General features: G+C 72.6%; 17 protein-coding genes. 10 read left to right on the forward strand and 7 right to left on the reverse strand.

Annotated features, from left to right (window positions below; genetic code table 11):
* Nucleotides 1–143 precede the first annotated feature (143 nt).
* From AS850_RS08950 to AS850_RS08970, 5 genes are read left to right on the forward strand one after another with little or no spacing between them, the layout of a single operon-like run.
* A complete protein-coding gene (locus AS850_RS08950; protein WP_236940661.1) occupies nt 144–1,691 on the forward strand; it encodes an ABC transporter substrate-binding protein in 1,548 nt (515 codons plus the stop codon).
* A complete protein-coding gene (locus AS850_RS08955) occupies nt 1,691–2,644 on the forward strand; it encodes an ABC transporter permease (protein WP_119868804.1) in 954 nt (317 codons plus the stop codon). Before AS850_RS08950 ends, AS850_RS08955 begins: the two co-directional genes overlap by 1 nt.
* On the forward strand, nt 2,641–3,531 hold the full coding sequence (locus AS850_RS08960; RefSeq protein ID WP_119868805.1) for an ABC transporter permease: 891 nt from the start codon (nt 2,641–2,643) through the stop codon (nt 3,529–3,531). Before AS850_RS08955 ends, AS850_RS08960 begins: the two co-directional genes overlap by 4 nt.
* Nucleotides 3,528–4,307, forward strand: coding sequence for an ABC transporter ATP-binding protein (locus AS850_RS08965; protein WP_119868806.1), 780 nt, complete (start codon nt 3,528–3,530; stop codon nt 4,305–4,307). Before AS850_RS08960 ends, AS850_RS08965 begins: the two co-directional genes overlap by 4 nt.
* On the forward strand, nt 4,304–5,113 hold the full coding sequence (locus AS850_RS08970; RefSeq protein WP_119868807.1) for an ATP-binding cassette domain-containing protein: 810 nt from the start codon (nt 4,304–4,306) through the stop codon (nt 5,111–5,113). Before AS850_RS08965 ends, AS850_RS08970 begins: the two co-directional genes overlap by 4 nt.
* Nucleotides 5,114–5,293: 180 nt before the next feature.
* On the opposite strand, the gene AS850_RS08975 is transcribed toward AS850_RS08970, so the two are convergent.
* Complete coding sequence (locus AS850_RS08975) at nt 5,294–6,715, reverse strand: amidase (RefSeq protein WP_119870227.1); 1,422 nt, start codon at nt 6,713–6,715, stop codon at nt 5,294–5,296.
* Nucleotides 6,716–6,889: 174 nt separating this feature from the next.
* Between AS850_RS08975 and AS850_RS08980 the strand changes: the two genes are divergently transcribed.
* The 3 genes from AS850_RS08980 to AS850_RS16670 all read left to right on the forward strand — a co-directional run bounded on the left by AS850_RS08980 (nt 6,890) and on the right by AS850_RS16670 (nt 10,462).
* Nucleotides 6,890–7,930 carry a hypothetical protein gene (locus AS850_RS08980; protein WP_123955479.1) on the forward strand — a complete coding sequence of 347 codons (1,041 nt, stop codon included), beginning with the start codon at nt 6,890–6,892 and terminating at the stop codon, nt 7,928–7,930.
* Between the two features lie 116 nt (nt 7,931–8,046).
* Complete coding sequence (locus AS850_RS08985; RefSeq protein ID WP_119868809.1) at nt 8,047–9,858, forward strand: chaplin family protein; 1,812 nt, start codon at nt 8,047–8,049, stop codon at nt 9,856–9,858.
* Between the two features lie 55 nt (nt 9,859–9,913).
* Nucleotides 9,914–10,462, forward strand: coding sequence for a DMT family transporter (locus AS850_RS16670; protein WP_216819712.1), 549 nt, complete (start codon nt 9,914–9,916; stop codon nt 10,460–10,462).
* A gap of 19 nt (nt 10,463–10,481) precedes the next feature.
* Here AS850_RS16670 and AS850_RS08995 read toward each other — a convergent pair whose 3' ends face one another.
* Genes AS850_RS08995 through AS850_RS09020 form a run of 6 tightly spaced genes read right to left on the reverse strand, consistent with a single transcriptional unit; the run spans nt 10,482 to nt 14,591 of the window.
* Nucleotides 10,482–11,084 carry a GNAT family N-acetyltransferase gene (locus AS850_RS08995; protein ID WP_119868810.1) on the reverse strand — a complete coding sequence of 201 codons (603 nt, stop codon included), beginning with the start codon at nt 11,082–11,084 and terminating at the stop codon, nt 10,482–10,484.
* Between the two features lie 4 nt (nt 11,085–11,088).
* A complete protein-coding gene (locus AS850_RS09000; RefSeq protein ID WP_236940662.1) occupies nt 11,089–11,817 on the reverse strand; it encodes a uracil-DNA glycosylase in 729 nt (242 codons plus the stop codon).
* Nucleotides 11,807–12,553 (reverse strand): Type 1 glutamine amidotransferase-like domain-containing protein, encoded by a 747-nt coding sequence (locus tag AS850_RS16675; RefSeq protein WP_236940663.1) that lies wholly within the window; start codon nt 12,551–12,553, stop codon nt 11,807–11,809. The genes AS850_RS09000 and AS850_RS16675 overlap by 11 nt, the downstream gene beginning before the upstream one ends.
* Complete coding sequence (locus AS850_RS09010; RefSeq protein ID WP_119868812.1) at nt 12,550–13,119, reverse strand: phosphoribosyltransferase; 570 nt, start codon at nt 13,117–13,119, stop codon at nt 12,550–12,552. Before AS850_RS09010 ends, AS850_RS16675 begins: the two co-directional genes overlap by 4 nt.
* Before the next feature lie 54 nt (nt 13,120–13,173).
* Nucleotides 13,174–13,956 carry a YqjF family protein gene (locus tag AS850_RS09015; protein WP_119868813.1) on the reverse strand — a complete coding sequence of 261 codons (783 nt, stop codon included), beginning with the start codon at nt 13,954–13,956 and terminating at the stop codon, nt 13,174–13,176.
* Entirely contained in the window at nt 13,953–14,591 is a 639-nt protein-coding gene (locus AS850_RS09020; RefSeq protein ID WP_119868814.1) for an alpha-ketoglutarate-dependent dioxygenase AlkB, read from the reverse strand. The genes AS850_RS09015 and AS850_RS09020 overlap by 4 nt, the downstream gene beginning before the upstream one ends.
* Before the next feature lie 132 nt (nt 14,592–14,723).
* On the opposite strand from AS850_RS09020, the gene AS850_RS09025 reads away from it, so the two are divergent.
* Nucleotides 14,724–16,307: an outer membrane protein assembly factor BamB family protein gene (locus AS850_RS09025; protein WP_164088421.1), complete on the forward strand. Its 1,584-nt coding sequence runs from the start codon at nt 14,724–14,726 to the stop codon at nt 16,305–16,307.
* Nucleotides 16,304–17,095: a transglutaminase-like domain-containing protein gene (locus tag AS850_RS09030; protein ID WP_119868816.1), complete on the forward strand. Its 792-nt coding sequence runs from the start codon at nt 16,304–16,306 to the stop codon at nt 17,093–17,095. The genes AS850_RS09025 and AS850_RS09030 overlap by 4 nt, the downstream gene beginning before the upstream one ends.
* Nucleotides 17,096–17,117: the final 22 nt, after the last annotated feature.

Below are 17,117 nucleotides of genomic sequence, written 5' to 3' on the forward strand. Positions count from 1 at the left end.
GGAGCGAAGGACTGACGACCGTTCACCAGCGACGGACGACTCAGCAGCGATACCGGGTTCAACAGCGACGGGTGTCCCCTCCATGCACCGTGCCCTCCGACACGGTGATCCCCACCGCCCCGCACCCGCGGGGATCAGGAATCATGGACCCGACACCGCTGGTCCTGAAAGGTCTGCCCACACCCATGCGCCCCGCACGACTCCTCGCCGCCGCAGCCATCGCCGCGAGCCTCGCCCTCGTGGCTTCCGGCTGCACCTCCGCCGGAGGGTCCCCCGGAACCTCGAAGGCCCCCGACACCGCGGCCACCGTCAAGGTCGGCCTCGTGCTCGAGCCCACCGACCTCGACATCCGCACGACGGCGGGCATCGCCCTCGACCAGGTGCTCATCGACAACGTCTACCAGGGGCTCGTCGGCCGCACGTCGACGAACGACGTCGTGGACGTCCTGGCCGCGAGCCACACCGTCTCCGCCGATGCGCTGACGTACACCTTCACCCTCCACAAAGGGGTGACCTTCGGCGACGGCGCCGCCATGACGGCGGCCGACGTCGTCTGGTCGCTCGAGCAGGTCAAGAAGACCACCGCGTTCCAGAACAGCCAGGACCTCGCCGGGGTCTCCTCGATCACCGCCCCGTCGGCGGACACCGTGAAGATCACCCTGGCGAAGCCCGACTCCAACCTCCTCTGGGCGCTCTCCGGACGCGCGGGGCTCGTCCTCGAGAAAGCCGCCACCAACGACCTCTCCACCACCGCGAACGGCACCGGGCCGTACCGGCTCGCGAGCTGGAAGCAGGGCGACAGCATCCGGCTCACCCGCAACGACTCCTACTGGGGCACGAAGGCGAAGGTCAAGGAGGTCGACTTCACCTACTACACGAGCCCCTCGGCCGCGATCAACGCGGTGATCTCCGGCGACGTCGACGTCCAGACGGCGGTCGACCCGACGCTCAAGGCGCAGCTGAACGGCGTCAGCGGGATCACCCTCAAGTCGGGCAAGACGACCGACAAGTACACGCTCGCGTTCAACGACCGCGTGGCCCCGTTCACCGATCCGAAGGTCCGCCAGGCCCTCCGCGAGGCGATCGACAGCAAGGCGCTCATCACGGCGCTCGGCGGAGCGGGCGTCGAACAGGGCGGCCCGATCCCGGAGCTCGATCCCGGATACCGCGACCTCACGAAGGTGGACGCGTACGATCCCGCGAACGCGCGGAAGCTCCTGAAGGAGGCCGGTGCGACGAACCTCACCCTCGACCTCACCTATGCGAACTTCTACCCGGCCTCGATCGGCGACGTCCTCACGACGCAGCTCAAGGCCGTCGGCATCACGCTCCGGGTGAAGCAGACCGACTTCACGACGTGGATCAACAACGTCTTCGTGAAGCACGACTATCAGCTGAGCATCGTGAACCACGCCGAATCGCACGACTTCGGCAACTGGGCGAACCCCGACTACTACTTCGGCTACGACAACAAGAAGGTCCAGGCGCTCTATCAGGAGTCCCTGGCGGCGACCGATCCGAAGGTCGTCGACGAGAAGCTCGCCGCCGCCGCGGAGATCGTCGCGCAGGATGCCCCGGCCGACTGGCTCTACACGGCGACGACCCTCACGGCCATCCACGACGGCGTCACGGGCTTCCCGACCTCGTCGACCAGCGCCCGCCTCGACCTGGCGAACCTCGCGAAGTCGTAGTGGCCCGCTTCGTCCTCTCGCGCGTCGTCCTGCTCCTGGTGGGCCTGGTCGTCGCCAGCGCCCTGATCTTCGGCACGCTCCGGCTCCTCACCGGTGACGTGGCGCAGGTCATCGCGGGGACGCAGGGCACGCCCGAGCAGGTCGCGGCGATCACGCGGTCGCTCGGGCTCGACCGCCCGCTGATCGTGCAGTACGGGTCGTGGTTGGCGGGGCTCCTGCGCGGCGACCTGGGCGACTCCCTCGTCACCGGGACCCCCGTGGCGTCGCAACTGGTCGAGAAGCTGTCGGTGACGCTCCCCCTCGCCGGGCTCTCGCTCCTGTTCGGCCTGGCGCTCGGGATCCCGCTCGGGGTCGTGTCGGCGCTGCGGCGTCGGCGGGTGTCCGGCACGCTGATCTCCGTCTCGGCGCAGGCGCTGGCCGCGGTGCCGGCGGTCTGGGGAGGCATGATCCTGATCGCGGTCTTCGCCGTGGCGCTCAAGCTCCTGCCGACCCAGGGCTACCCGAGCGACGGTTGGGCGGAACCCGGCCTGGCGGTGCGCAGCCTGCTCCTGCCGGCCCTCACGATCGGGGTGATCGAGGGCGCCGTCCTGCTGCGGTTCACACGCTCGGCCACCCTCGGCGCACTCGACGAGGACTACGTGCGGACGGCGGCGGCCAAGGGCCTGACCCGGACCCAGGCGGTGATCCGGCACGGTCTGCCGAACGTGCTGCTGAGCGTCGTGTCAGTGCTGGGGGTGCAGATCGCCGCGCTCCTGGTGGGCGCGGTCCTCGTCGAGCAGCTCTTCGCCCTCCCCGGGGTGGGCAGGATGCTCGTGGCCGACGTCGCCGTCCGCGACCTCACGAAGGTCCAGGGCGAACTGCTGGCGCTCACGGGTCTCGTTCTCCTCACCGGCTTCGCCGTCGACCTCGTCCACCGCGCCGTCGACCCGCGCCTCCGGGAGCCCGGCGAATGAGCGGCGCGGCGACGACCCTCGAGCGGACCTCCCGGCGCCGGGCGACCTGGCTGACGGAGCTCCTACGACGCCCGGCGGGTGTCGTGGCCGCGGCCTGGATCCTGCTGCTCGTCGTGTCCGCGGCGGTCTCGGCCGTCTGGACGCCGCACGACCCCTTCGCGACCGATCCCTATCACGCGTGGGCGACGCCGTCCCCCGCGCACCTGTTCGGCACCGACGGCGTGGGCCGCGACATCTTCAGCTACGTCTTCCGCGCGAGCGGGACGACGCTCACCGTCGCCGTGGCGGCCGGCCTCATCGCCTCCGCCGTCGGCATCGGCCTCGCGGCCCTCGGCTCGCTCACGACCCGCTGGGTCCGCGAGTCGATCGCGGTCCTCATCGACATCCTCATCGCCTTCCCGACGATCCTCGTCGCGATGCTCCTCGCCTCCGTCCTCGGCGGCTCCCTCGGCGTCGTCGTGGTGTCGGTCGGCATCGGCTACGGCGTGACCATCGCGCGCGTCTCGCGGGGCGAGATCCGGCGCGTGCGTCGGACCGACTACGTGCTCGCGGCGCGGGCCGCGGGGGTCTCGGGGGCGGGCATCCTGCGGCGGCACCTCCTCCCCAACGTCGCACCCGTCTTCGTCGTCCAGCTCTCGCTCGCCATGGCGACGTCGATCCTGGCCGAGGCGGGCCTGTCGTACCTCGGCTACGGCGCCACCGCGCAGACGGCGTCGTGGGGTCGCCTCCTGAACGACCTCCAGGTCTACATCTCGATCCACCCGGGCAGCGTCGTCTGGCCCGGGCTCGCGATCACCCTCACCGTGCTCGCGTTCAACCTCCTCGGCGACGCCCTCCGCGAGGCCTCCGACCCGAGGCTCCGCAGCACCGGGAAGGGAGCGGCATGAGCCTCGACGTCTCTCACCTCCGCGTGTCGATCGGCGGGACGGCCCTCGTCGACGACGTGTCGTTCAGCGTGCCGACCGGGGGGCGCCTCGGCCTCATCGGGGAGTCGGGCTCGGGGAAGTCGCTGTCGCTCCTGGCGATCCTCGGGCTCGCGCCGTCCGGCGCCGAGGTGACCGGGAGCGTCCTGCTCGACGGCGAGGAGATCCTCTCGCTGCCCGAGCGCCGGCTCGCCCGTCTCCGTGGCTCGCGGATCGGCACGGTGTTCCAGGACCCGCTGACCGCACTGAACCCGCTCCACACGATCGGACGGCAGCTGGCCGAACCGCTCCGGATCCACGAGGGGCTCGGCAAGCGCGAGGGGCGGGCGCGAGCCGTCGAGGCGGCGCGCGAGGTCGGGCTCCCCGACCCGGAGACGATCGTCGACCTTTTCCCGCACCAGATCTCCGGCGGACAGCGGCAGCGCGTCGGCATCGCGATGGCGCTGGCCTGCCGACCCGGGCTCCTCCTCGCCGACGAGCCGACGACGGCTCTCGACGTGACGACGCAGAAGGAGATCCTCGACCTGTTCCGCCGGCTCTCGGACGAGCTCGGCGTGGCGCTCGTGTTCGTCACGCACGACCTCGCCGTCCTGGCGCAGATCACCGAGGAGGTCGTCGTGCTCTCCGGGGGGCGCGCGGTCGAGCGCGGCACGGTGACGGGCATCCTGCAGGAGCCCCGCCACCCCGTGACCCGGGGTCTCGTCGATGCCGCACGGGCCACCACCTGGGGGGATCGATGAGTGCGCTGCTGACCGCGAGCGGCGTCGGTCGCGACTTCGTGCTGCCCCGTCGGACCCTCTTCACGCCGGGGGTCGTCCGGCACGCGGTCGTCGACGCCTCCCTCGAGGTCGGCCCGGGCGAGAGCGTCGGGCTCATCGGGGAGTCGGGATCCGGCAAGTCGACGCTCGTGCGCATCCTGCTCGCCCTCGACCGGGCGACCACGGGGACCGTGACCTTCGACGGCCGGCCGGTCGTTCCGGGCCCCGCATCGCGCCTGCGGTGGCTGCGTCGCCAGACCGGGGTCGTCCTGCAGGATCCGTACGCCTCGCTCGACCCGCGGATGCGCGTTCTCGACATCGTCGCCGAACCCCTGCGGGCGCTCCGCATCGAGGGCTCGCACCGCGACCTCGTCGTCGACGTGCTCGCCCGCGTCGGCCTCGACGACGGCACCCTCGACCGGTACCCGCACGAATTCAGCGGCGGTCAGCGGCAGCGGATCGCGCTCGCCCGCGCCCTCGTGCACTCGCCCCGGCTGCTCGTCGGCGACGAGCCCCTGAGCGCGCTGGACGTGACCGTGCGGGCGCAGATCCTCGAGCTGCTGGCGTCGCTCCGCGAGGAGCTGGGGCTGTCGCTCCTGATCGTGTCGCACGACCTCGGGCTCGTCGATCACCTCTGCGATCGGGTCGCGGTGATGAACGCCGGGCGGATCGTCGAGCAGGGTCCGACCCGCGACGTGCTGGCCGACCCGCAGGATGCGTACACGCGGCGGCTCGTCGCGTCGGTGCCGAGGTTGCCCGGTGCGGGGCCCGTCGGGTCGTCAGCGTGACCCCCGGGGCGCGAGACTCCACGACGTGCGAGGTTTCGCGAACGTGAGCGGCGAGTCGTGGAGTCTCGCGGGGGGCGGCGTGGGGCAGCGGCACCGAGACTCCACGATTGGCGACGTTTCACGAACGTGAGCGGCGAGTCGTGGAGTCTCGCCGAGGTGGGCAGGCCGGGCGCAGCCCACTCACCACTGCCGCGGGTGCCGCCTCTGCCAGTGCAGGCGCCGTTCGAGCTGCGCGCCGATCGCGAGAAGCACGTCCTCGCGCCCGGGCCGCCCGATCAGCTGCACTCCGACGGGCAGGCCGTCGACCTCGTGCACGGGCAGCGAGATCGCCGGGAGCCCCGCCACGTTGACGAACGACGTGAACGGCGCGTAGAGGCACTGCTGCTCGAAGTTCCGCTCGGCGTCGTCCGCGTCGTACCAGCCGACGGGCCGTGGCGGGAGGGCCAGCGTCGGAGTGAGGATCGCGTCGAACGACGAGAACTGCTCGATGACGCTCCGTTCGAACGCCGTCAGCCCGGCGAGCGTCTCGGCGAGATCGCGCGCCGACATGGCGCGACCGCGCTCGACGAGCCAGCGGGTGATCGGCTCGAGCAGGTCGAGGTCCGCCCCCTCGGCCGGAATGGACGCCGCGCCCGCCTGCCAGAGCGAGTGGAAGAGCTCCCCGTAGTTCGAGGGCCGGAGCGAGGCCTCGTCGACACCGTGCCCCATCGCCACCAGCTCGTCGGTCGTGACCGCCAGCGCCTGGAGCACCGACGGGTTGAGGACGACGTCGTAGGTGTCGTCCCACGGGCTCGCGGTGAGAACCCCGACCTGGAACCGCCCCTCGCCGCGCACCGCCGCCCCGAGGAACGATCCGGCCGGATTCTCGGGGGCCCCCAGAGCGAACGGGTGACGGGCGGGCATCCCCTCGGGCGACACCATCGCGTCGAGCAGCATCCCCGCGTCGGCCACCGTCCGCGCGATCGGACCGCCGACGGCGAGTCCGCCGAGGCTCGTGATGCCCGACTGCGCGGGGACCCGCCCCCGAGAGGGTTTCAGCCCGACGAGACCCGTCGCCGACGCCGGGATCCGGATGGACCCCCCACCGTCCGATCCCGGGGCGAACGGCAGGAGCCCGGCGGCGACCGCCGCCGCGGCTCCCCCGCTGGAGCCGCCGGGACCGAGCTCGAGGTTCCACGGGTTGCGGGTCGGGGGTCCGATGAGCGTCTCGGTGTAGGCGGTGAGACCGAACTCGGGGGTCGCGGTCTTGCCGAGGCTGACGGCTCCTGCGCGGTCCACGACCTCGACGATCTCGGAGTCCGACCGGGCGATGCGCCCGCGGCCGAGGCGCGACCCCGACCACGTCGGAACGCCGCGGCGATCGGTGAGGTCCTTGTCGGCGAGCGGGAGACCCCAGAGGGCGGCCGTCGTGCGCCCCGCCTCGGTGAGCGCGTCCGCCCGGGCCCGGGCTCCGTCGGCGGTCACCGTGACGAAGGAGCCGATCGCGGGGTCGAGCCGCGCGATGCGCTCGAGGTAGTGGTCGGTGAGCTCGCGGGGCGTGACGTCGCCGCGGCGCAGCCAGTCCCACTGCTCCTGCGCGCTGAGGTGGTGGAGTTCGAACATCGACACCGATCCTACGGACCGCACTCGGCGATCTCGCAGCAAACCGTCTCGTTCGATCCTGGACATCCGGTCGACCGCGGGCGTATGGTCATCGACACAGGCGGGCTCAACCATCCCGTCGCTCGGAGACCAACCACCTCCGGCAGACACGATCGACCGAAGAAGGTGATCGCCGTGGATCAGACGGCTGAACGCACCCCCTTCGTTCTCGTGCGCCTTCTCCTCGTCGCCGGCCTCGTGGCCGCGGCGTGGCTGATCCTCGGTTTCGCGCTCTCCTCGCCGGCCGCATCGGCCGCCGACACACCGTCCGCGTCCGCCGCGACCGCCCCCGCGAAGCCCTCTCTCGTCGGCTCCGTGGCCGGAGTCGTCGGACGCGTCGCCGCGCCCGTCGCGAAGGTCACCACCACCGTGGGATCCGGCGCCGGAGCCACGGTCGGTCGGGTCACGACGACCGTAGAGAAGGTCACCGCGCCCGTCCCGGTCGTCGGGAAGGTCGTGGCGAAAGCCGCCCCCGTCGTCCCCGCCGTCGTCACGCACGTCACCGCATCGAAGCCCGTGTCGGCCGTCGTCACGCCCGTCGCGACCACCGTCGACCACGTGGTCGACAGCGTGGGCACCGCGGCTCCCGTCGTCACCGCGGTCACCGGAAAAAGCCCGGTCAGCACCGTGACCGCACCGGTCGTGTCGACCGTCGACGAGACGCTCTCTTCGGTCGCCGACGGTGCCGACGGCGCGATCGCGGCCCCCTCGCCGAGCGCTCCGACCGGCCCGCAGGCGGGCACTCCCGGCTCGTCCCCCGCGGCGCCGACCGAGGCCGTCGTGCCCGGCCACGACGCACCGATCGTCGCCACCGCGTCCGCCGCAGCCGCGTCCGCGACGACGACTCACGCGTCCCCCTTCTCGACCGCGACGGCTTCGACCACCACAGGAGCCACGGCCCGCGCCACCGCCGCCACGCACTCCCCCGTGCAGCCGGTCACCGCCCCCGCGCCCGTCCCGGCCCCGCAGCCCGGACCCGTGGCTCCGGCCCCCGTCGCTCCGGCGCCGACCGCCGGCGCCGGCGGAGCCGGCTCGGGTCCTGCCGCCTCGGCCCCCGCCGCCGTCACCACGGACGGCGTCCCGCTGCCGTCCCCGGCCGCACAGCTCCACGCTTCCGCGGACGGCTCGCGCCTCCCGCTGGCCCCCACGTACGACTCCGACACGACGCCCGACTGACGGTCCGCTCACTGCCCCTGCGGCAGAACGAGCACACGTCGCACCAGCGACACGACCATCACTCATCCGGGTCGAGATCCCTCGACTCGAGAACGTCGACACAGGAGTTCTTTCTCATGAACAAGTACGTCTTCCGCGGGCTCATCGGAGCCTGCTTCGTCGGAGGCCTCTGGGCCGCCGGCACCACGGCGGCCAGCGCCGCCACGACCTCGGGAGCCGAAGGACTCGTCTCCGGCACCCAGGTCACCAGCGCCGTCTCCGCACCCGTCACCGCGACGGGCAACGCGATCAGCGTGATCGGCCACTCCCGGAGCACCGGGGCGACGACGCACACCGCGGCACCCGCCGCATCGACCGCCCCGGCGGCGCCGGCGACGGCTCCCGCCACCTCCCGCACCAGCGGGCTCGGCGGCATCCTCTCCGGAACGCAGGGCATCGTCTCCGTGAAGGTGCCGGTCACCGTCACCGGGAACGCCGTCTCGGCGGTCGGTCACTCGGCGTCGACGAACAGCAGCGCGGCTCCGGCCGCCCCCGCAGCGGCCCCCGCGACGTCGGCACCGGCGGCGGCCCCGTCCGCTCCCGTGACATCCGGCGCCCACGGTGTCGCTTCGGGCACGCAGGTCGCCCCGGCGGTCTCCGCTCCCGTGACCGTCTCGGGCAATGCGGTCTCGGTGGTCGGCGACTCCTCGTCGACGGACTCCCGCACCTCGGCTCCGACCGCAGGAGCCACGGGCCCGGCGTCCTCCGCCCCGTCCGCCGCCACCACGTCCGGTGCCGACGGCGCAGCCAGCGGGACGCAGGCCCTCGTCGACGTGACCCTGCCGGTCACCGTCTCCGGGAACAGCCTGTCGGTGCTCGGTGACAGCGCCTCCACCGGCAGCACCACCGGATCCGGCACCACCCCGGCCACCGGCACGACCGGCACCACCGGCACCGGAAGCACCACCACCGGCACCGACAGCGTCCTCGGCGGAACCCAGATCATCCCCGTCGTCACGGCGCCCATCACCGCCGGCGGCGACGCCGTCTCCGTCATCGGTGACAGCGCCTCCACCGGCAGCACCACCGGCACCGGCACCACCCCGGCCACCGGCACCACCGGCACCACCGGCACCGGAAGCACCACCACCGGCACCGACAGCGTCCTCGGCGGAACCCAGATCGTCCCCGTCGTCACGGCGCCGATCACCGCCGGCGGCGACGCCGTCTCCGTCATCGGTGACAGCGCCTCCACCGGCAGCACCACCGGATCCGGCACCACCCCGGCCACCGGCACCACCGGCACCGGAAGCACCACCACCGGTTCCGACGGCATCGGCTCCGGCACGCAGATCGTGCCGGTCGTCGGTCTCCCTGTGACCGTCTCGGGTGACGCGATCTCCGTCATCGGCGACTCCAGCAGCACCGGAAGCACCGTCACGGGTCAGCCCACCGGCACGACGACCGGCGGCGGCAGCACCACGAGCGGGAACGGCGGCCTCCTCGGAGGCACGCAGGTCGTGCCCGTCGTGTCCCTGCCCGTCACGATCGGCGGCTCGGCCGTCTCGGTGATCGGCGACAGCTCGACCACCGGCTCGACCACCACGCCGACCACGCCGACCACCCCGACGACACCCACCACGCCGACGACGCCGACGACGCCCACCACGCCGTCGACACCGTCCGGACCGACCCTGCCGACCACCCCGGCGACCCCGATCACCCCGGCAGCCCCCGCCTCCGACGGTCTCCCGACCGTGACGACGGCCGCCGCGACGGGTAGCGGCTCGGCTCTCGACCCGGCCGGCCTGGGCGCCGCCACGACCGTGGCCTCCACGGGCAGCCTCGCCTACACCGGCAGCGACTCGCCGCTCCCCGGCCTGCTCGCGGGCCTGCTCATCCTGCTGGGAGGTGCCGGCCTGCTCCTGCGGGCTCGCCTCCGCCGCTGAGTGTCCGCCCGGTGCCCCGTCGCTCGACGGCGAGGCACCGGGCGACACCGGCAGGATGCCCGGAACCGATCGATCCGCTCGACCCGACCCGCTCGGGCCGACGCGGATCGTTCCCGTGCGCTCGGAGAGCGGCACCGCCCGGCGGTCCGCATCGGACCGCGCGGGCCGCTCCGCGTTCACCCGCGTCGGCTACGGTGTGGCCGATAGCGCTCCCCCGGTCGAGCAGACGGCCGGCGGCGTCGGGGCGCGACACGGAGAGATCGTGATCGGTTACCTGTTCCTGGCGCTCGCCATCGTCGGCGAGGTCGTCGCCACCAGCTTCCTCAAGGTCGCCAGCGGGCCGAGCGCCCCCTGGTGGCCGTACATCGTGGTGGTCGTGGGCTACGTCTTCGCCTTCGCGATGCTGGCGCAGACCCTCGGGCACGGCGTCCCCCTGGGGATCGCCTACGCGATCTGGGCCGGGGTGGGTGTCGTCCTCGTCGCCGTCATCAGCCGGCTCGTGTTCCACGAGACGCTGTCGCTGGTCCAGCTCGGCGGAATCGTCCTCGTCATCGGCGGCGTGACCATGCTCGAACTCGGCGGCGGGCACCGCGTCGAGTCGTGAGGCACCCGGGACGGCTCCGCTACGCCCGCTCGCGCCGCGGTTTCTTCTTGATCGACTTCTGCATCATCACGGTTCCGAGCCAGCGGTCGAATTTGAAGCCGACCCTGCCCATCCTGCCGACCTCCTTGAAGCCGAACGACGCGTGGAGGCGGATCGACGCGTCGGCGCCCCGGTCGGCGATGACCGCGATGATCTCGCGGATCCCGACCTCCTGGCAGGCGTCGATGAGGGCGGCGAGGAGGGCCTTGCCGAGACCCTTGCCTGTCGACGCCGGGTGCAGGTAGATGGAGTTCTCGACGGTGAAGCGGTAGGCCGCCTTGGACTGCCACGGCATCACCATCGTGTAGCCCAGGATGTGGCCCGAGGGCGACTCCGCCACGAGCATCGGCATCTGGAGCTTCTGCGCCTTCGCGAAGGTGGTCCGCCACTCTCGGAGCGTCTTCGCCTTCTCGTCGAAGGTGACCGTGGAGTTCGCGACGTAGAGGTTGTAGACCTCCCGGATCCCGGGGAGGTCGGCCTCCAGCGCGGGCCGGATGACGTAGCTGAACGGCGGCTCCTCGGGCGGCTGCTTGCGGAGCGCGCGCGGGAGCTGACGACGCTGCTGGTATTCCTCTTCGAGCACGTCTCTACCCTGCCACGGGTCCCGGCAGAGCCGGTAGGCGCCAGTCGACGGGCGCGGCCCCCTGCTCCTCGAGGAGCTCGTTCACACGGCTGAACGGACGCGAGGAGAAGAACCCGCGCGAGGCCGACAGCGGGCTCGGATGCGCGGACTCGACGACGGGGGTGTCGCCGAGGAGAGGCTTGAGCGACTGCGCGTCGCGACCCCAGAGGACGGCGACGAGGGGGCCTCCCCGCTCCACCAGCGCCTGGATCGCACGATCGGTCACCGCCTCCCAGCCGGCACGACGATGCGAGGCGGCCTCGCCCGGACGCACCGTGAGAACACGGTTCAGCAGCATCACCCCCTCCTCCGACCACGCCGTGAGATCGCCGTGATCGACCGGCAGGAGCCCCAGGTCGTCGTTCAACTCGCGGTAGATGTTCGCCAGGCTCCTCGGGATCGGCCGCACGTGCGGGTCGACCGCGAACGACAGACCGATCGGGTGCCCCGGCGTCGGGTAGGGATCCTGCCCGACGATGAGCACCTTCACCTCGTCGAACGGGTACGTGAAGGCACGGAGGACCTGCGACCCCGCCGGGAGATAGGGCCGCCCGGCGGCCACCTCGTCGCGGAGGAAGTCGCCCATGCGCGCGACCTGAGAGGCCACCGGCTCGAGCGCCTCGGCCCAGCCGGGGTCGATCAGGTCGCCGAGCGGGTGCACGCCCGGGGCGCCCGCAGCGGCGTCAGGAGACACCGATCGTCCCGACCGAGACCCCGACGATCTCGCCGGAGTCGTCGTCGAGCTGCGGCTCGACCCGCCAGACGCTGCCCGCGCCGATGACGGCGAGGGCTCCCTCGCCGACGACCAGGGCCGTGTTCTCGTCGATGGCGACGCCGCCCGTGACGAGGCCCGCCTCCGTCGCGGCGATGAGGCGCGTGAGGGTGCCCCACTGGGCCGCGTGGACGTCGATCGCGAGATCGACGAGGCCGAGGCCCTGGGCGAGCGTGACCTCGTCGAGGTCCTCCGACGACTCCTGCGGGCAGACCTCGACGCCGCCGATGCGGTAGCCGCCGAGGATCGCCGTGTCGGCGGCGATCATGGCGCCAGCCGAGAACCCGAGGTAGGGCAGGCCGTCGGCGACGAGCAGCCTGACCTGGTCGATCAGCGGGACGATGGCCTCGAAGTAGGCGGGGGTGATGCCGCCGCCGATCAGCAGGCCGTCGATGTCGGAGAGGACGCGCGTGTCGAAGACGTCGCTGGAGACCACCTCGGTCACGAGCGGTTCGCACGGGCCGATCGCGGCCAGGAGCCCGGGGAACTCGGAGCGGTAGTCGGCGCTCGGCACGTCGTCCTCCACGACGATGAGCACGGCGATGCGGGGCACGTCGCGGCCCACTCGCGCGCCGCGGGTCGCGGCCTCGGCCACGAAGAGCTCGTAGACCTCCGTCGACTCGCTCGACCAGCCTCCTCCGACGAGGTGGATGCTCACGCGCTCACCGTCACCGGGGGCAGAGCGCTCCACGGGAACGTGATCCAGTCGGCCGTGCGGCGCCAGATGTGGTCGGGCTCCAGGATGGTGCGGGGCTTCGAGTAGAGGCAGACGGTGTGGACGTCGGCGCCATGACCGCGCAGGATGTCGCGCACGAGCTGAAGGGTCCGCCCCGAGTCGGAGACGTCGTCGACGAGGAGCACCCGCTTCCCGGCGAGGGCGGGAGCGTCGAGCGCCGGAGGCAGGACGACCGGCTTCTCAAGGACCGCGTTGACGCCGGTGTAGAACTCGACGTTGATCGAGCCGCACATCTTCGTGTCGAGGGCGTAGGAGATGGCCCCGGCGAGGACGAGCCCGCCGCGAGCGATCGCGACGACCACGTCGGGGCGGAATCCGCTCGCCAGGACGTCCTGCGCCAGCTCGCGAGCGGCCTCGCCGAACTCCAGCCAGCCGAGGATCTCGCGGCTGGAGTCGCGGGAGGATTCCTCCACCCCGAGGGACGTCGGGTCGCCGTCGCCGCGCTCGGCACCGCCTGGACTCTGGGCATCGTCGGGGAGGAGAACCATGCGGACAACCGTAGTGCCAGAGCACCCCGCGCGCTCACGGCGGTCGACCCGGTCTCAGCGGGCGGGCGCCGCGAAGGTGGTGTCGACGCCGCGCGAGTAGAGCAGGGAGTCGGGCGCGCGGTCGGTGACCCCGGGCAGCCCCGCCCAGGCGACCAGCTCGTCGTCGAGGTCGACGAGCTCCGCCCGCTGGAGCGGCCAGGCGCCGTGCTCGTTCGGCCAGTAGCGGGTGCGGGCCCCGCGGGCGACGTGCATGCCCCAGCGGGCCGTGAGGAAGTCGGCGAGCGGGTCGCCGACGACGGTCTCGGCCAGCGGCCGGATGGTCATCCGGCTGCGCGGTCGCGTCAGCCGGCGACCCGACTCGGCACCGGTGCCGACGCGGGCCGGCCACCGTCTCGACGTCTCGTAGCTGATCGTCCCGCCGCCGCGGACGATGCTCATGTCGGCCCACATGTAGGGCAGGCCCAACCCGATGCGTGCGGTCAGCACGGGGACGAGCCTGGCCGCCTCGAGCGAACGGAAGACCACCCCGCGCCGACCCTCGGAGTCGACGCTGTAGAGGCGGACGTTGGTCTCGGCGAAACGCCCGAAGTAGGGGACGGCCGGGGTCGGCGGGAAAGCGCTCCGGGACAGCTCGAACGGGATCAGACCGACCCAGGCGGAACCGTCGAAGACGTCGGGCCGCGTCCCGGGCGGCAGGAGCGGCGCGACGCGCTCGGGCTCGACCCGCCAGTGGGCGAACGCGAGATCGCCCCAGTGCTGGCTGATGACCGCCCTCCCGGCGAGCGCCGGAGCGACGGAGGACACGGCCTGCGGCGGGACGCCTTCGCGGTCGTTCATGCGGTTCGCGACCAGACGGGTCGGAACTGGATGCTGATGCGGGGTCCGACGGCGCGCTTCGACTTCGCGATCGAGTGCTCGTGCGTGCGCTGGCAGCTCCCGCCCATGACGAGCAGGTCGCCGTGGCCGAGGGGGAAGCGTCGGACGTCGCCGCCGCTGCGGGATCGGACGGCGAGCGTGCGTTCGGCTCCGACCGAGACGATCGCCACCATCGTGTCGTCGTCGATGCCGGGCCCGACGTTGTCGCCGTGCCAGGCGATGCTGTCGTCACCCGTGCGGTAGAAGCACAGACCCGCCGTCTCGAAGACCTGACCGGGCGGGCGCCCATAGTGGTCGTTGAGGGCATCCCTGGCCGCCGCGAGCGCAGGGTCGGGGAGGCCGTCGGAGGGGCCGAACCAGGAGACGAGTCGCGGGACGTCGACGACGCGGTCGTACATCTGCCGCCGGTCGGCCTGCCACGGCACGCTATCGACGAGTCGTTCGAAGAGCGCGTCGGAGTTCTGGACCCACCCGGGCCGGAGGTCGAGCCAGGCTCCTTCGCCGAGGTCGATGCGCTCGACCGTGGTCGCGAGCGCGCCGATCAGGGGCTCGGCGTCGAGGTCGTCGAAGAGCGAGGTCTGGAACGCGAGGGTCATGGGTGAAGCCTACCCCGCTTCGAACGTGTGTTCGAGTCCGTCTTCTCGTCGCGGAGCGCTTCGGGTCCCCGTCGGCCCGGGAGACCTAGCATGGGCGGTGGGCGGTGCCGCCGCCGAGCGCGAAGGAGCGACATGGACGTCGAGGAGGGCCGGTGGGTGCCACCGAGGCCGAGCCGGGTCGACGTGCGCGGCGCGGCGGTCGACGGTCCCGGGCATCCTGCGGTTCCCTCCTCCGCATCTTCCGGCCCGCTCCCGGGCGACCGCGGCCTCGAGAGCCGACGAGCGGACGGTCGCCGGTCGCCCCTCCGGCGCGTCGGTCTCCTCTACCTGGGACTCCTCGCGCTGACTGCCCTGGTCGCCGGCGCAGGAGCCGCGGCGCAGCCCGTCTACGGATCGCTCGCTCCCGCGGGCGGGACCACCGTGGCCGACGTCCGCGACCGGCCCACCCCGACCGGCTGGACCCGGGCGCTCGTCCCGCTCTTCGGCGAGGGGATCCCGGCCTCGTGCTTCTCCTTCCGGGACGAGACGATCGACGCCCGCCACGTCGTCGTCACGGCCACGGTCCCGCCGCCGAGCTCGACCGCCGAGAACCAGGAGTGCCAGGTGTCGGGGGCCAGGACGGCCGGCATCGTCGTCGCCCTCGATCCCGAGAGCGGTGCGGTGCTGTGGAGGCGCGACCTGGAGCTCGACCTCGGCACCACCGTCTCCTCGCTGATCGCCCACGCGGCTCCCTCGGCCGGCGCCGTGGTGATCGGGATCGACGGCTCCGGCGGCGACACGCTGATCGCCCTCTCCGCAGCGAACGGCGACACGATCAGCCAGGGCAGCATCGACCGGATCGACGAGGTGATCAACTTCGCCGTGTCGGGCTCGCTGGTGCTGAGCGTCGTCCCCGACAGCGGCGGCACCGTGCAGACCTACTCGCTCCGGCGACTCGACAGCCTCGACACCCTGCGCTGGCGGCGGGCCATGTCCACGGCCATCTACCCCGAGTTCCTCTCCGACCGCGTCGTCGTCCCCCTGGTGTCGGGCACGATCCAGGTGAGCGGGGAGACGGGTCGGGAGACCCCCTGGGGCACGGACATCCGCCGGGTGCAGAGCGTCCGGCCGGTCGACGACGACCAGCTGCTGACCGTCACCTATCCGCGCGGTGTCGGCCTCTCGTCGACGATGACCCTGCTCGACCGCGACGGGAGGGCGCTCTGGAGCCAGCCCATCCCGCAGCTGGCGGCCCTCGTGCCGTCCCGCACCTGCATCGTCGCGTCGACCGGCGCCGCGAGCCTGACCTGCTTCGACCGCTCGACGGGCAGGAGCCGGTGGACAGCCCCGATCTCGGGCGATGTCATCGGCACTCCCCCGGGCTCGACGACCGACGACATCCAGGTGATCGGACCGGTCGGGGGCACCGACTCCACGCTGACGATCCGCGAGGTCGACGCCGGGTCGGGACGGATCCGCTTCACGACGACGATGCCCCGCGGAAGCGCCGTCGTCGGCCAGGGCACGACCACCGGCTACGGCCTCGACACGACCGGGGGCGACGGCCGGTCCCGGGCGACGGCGTTCGATCTCGACGACGGCCGGACCCTCTGGACGATCGCCGCGGCGGACGTGCGGCTCTGGGGCGGTCGACTCGTCGAGATCTCGTCGAGCGGCGTCGCCGGCGAGCTCGTCGGCACCACCCGGCCTCCCCGGCATGGGATGCTCGACGGATGATGCGCACCGCGACCGCCCGCCTCGTCCTCGACGCCGCCTCCGATGCGGAGCTCGTCTTCAGCGTGGCGGTCGCGGAGGGGCAGGATGCCCGGGAGACGCTGTCCATCACCCAGGCCGGCCGGCCCCTGCCCGTGCGCGAGCTCCTCGACGACCGGGGCACGCGGCTCCACGTCGTCCGAGCCGGGAAGGGCCGCGTCGAGGTGGACTACCGCGTCGACGTCGCAGGCCGGACGGCACCGATCCCGGTCGTGCCGCTCGATCCGATCCAGTACCTGCGCCCGAGCCGCTACTGCGAGTCCGACACCCTCGGCCCCACCGCGAGAAGCGAGTTCCGCGGGCTCGCGGGGCTCGAGCTCCTCGCGGCCGTGTCGTCATGGGTGGGCGGGCGCCTCCTCTACGTCCCCGGCGCGAGCCAGCCGACCGACGGCGCCGTCCAGACGTTCCTCGACCGGCGGGGTGTCTGCCGCGACTACGCCCACCTCGTGATCGCCCTGCTGCGAGCGCTCGACGTGCCGGCGAGGCTCGTGTCGGTGTACGCGCCGGGGCTGTGGCCGATGGACTTCCACGCCGTGGCCGAGGCGCTCGTCGACGGTCGCTGGTACGTGGTCGACGCCACGACCCTCGCGCCCCGGCAGAGTCTCGTGCGGATCGCGACGGGTCGCGACGCCTCCGATACCGCGTGGCTGTCGACCTCCGGCGGTTGGGTGTCGCTCGTCGAGATGGAGATCGGCGCGGTGGCCGACGTCCTGCCGCGCGACGACGTCACCGAGCTCGTGCAGATCGGCTGACGCCGCGGCGCGACCCTCGTGG

Source organism: Frondihabitans sp. 762G35, from assembly GCF_002074055.1.
Taxonomy (GTDB): Bacteria; Actinomycetota; Actinomycetes; order Actinomycetales; family Microbacteriaceae; genus Frondihabitans.

Excerpts from the sequence above, each read along its gene's own strand:
- AS850_RS08985 (WP_119868809.1), top strand. The coding sequence starts at position 8,047 with ATGAACAAGTACGTCTTCCGCGGGCTCATCGGAGCCTGCTTCGTCGGA.
- AS850_RS08970 (WP_119868807.1), top strand. The coding sequence starts at position 4,304 with ATGAGTGCGCTGCTGACCGCGAGCGGCGTCGGTCGCGACTTCGTGCTG.
- AS850_RS08960 (WP_119868805.1), top strand. The coding sequence starts at position 2,641 with ATGAGCGGCGCGGCGACGACCCTCGAGCGGACCTCCCGGCGCCGGGCG.
- AS850_RS09015 (WP_119868813.1), bottom strand. The coding sequence starts at position 13,956 with ATGAACGACCGCGAAGGCGTCCCGCCGCAGGCCGTGTCCTCCGTCGCT.
- AS850_RS09020 (WP_119868814.1), bottom strand. The coding sequence starts at position 14,591 with ATGACCCTCGCGTTCCAGACCTCGCTCTTCGACGACCTCGACGCCGAG.
- AS850_RS08975 (WP_119870227.1), bottom strand. The coding sequence starts at position 6,715 with ATGTTCGAACTCCACCACCTCAGCGCGCAGGAGCAGTGGGACTGGCTG.
- AS850_RS09030 (WP_119868816.1), top strand. The coding sequence starts at position 16,304 with ATGATGCGCACCGCGACCGCCCGCCTCGTCCTCGACGCCGCCTCCGAT.
- AS850_RS08965 (WP_119868806.1), top strand. The coding sequence starts at position 3,528 with ATGAGCCTCGACGTCTCTCACCTCCGCGTGTCGATCGGCGGGACGGCC.
- AS850_RS09010 (WP_119868812.1), bottom strand. The coding sequence starts at position 13,119 with ATGGTTCTCCTCCCCGACGATGCCCAGAGTCCAGGCGGTGCCGAGCGC.
- AS850_RS09025 (WP_164088421.1), top strand. The coding sequence starts at position 14,724 with ATGGACGTCGAGGAGGGCCGGTGGGTGCCACCGAGGCCGAGCCGGGTC.
- AS850_RS16670 (WP_216819712.1), top strand. The coding sequence starts at position 9,914 with ATGCCCGGAACCGATCGATCCGCTCGACCCGACCCGCTCGGGCCGACG.
- AS850_RS08950 (WP_236940661.1), top strand. The coding sequence starts at position 144 with ATGGACCCGACACCGCTGGTCCTGAAAGGTCTGCCCACACCCATGCGC.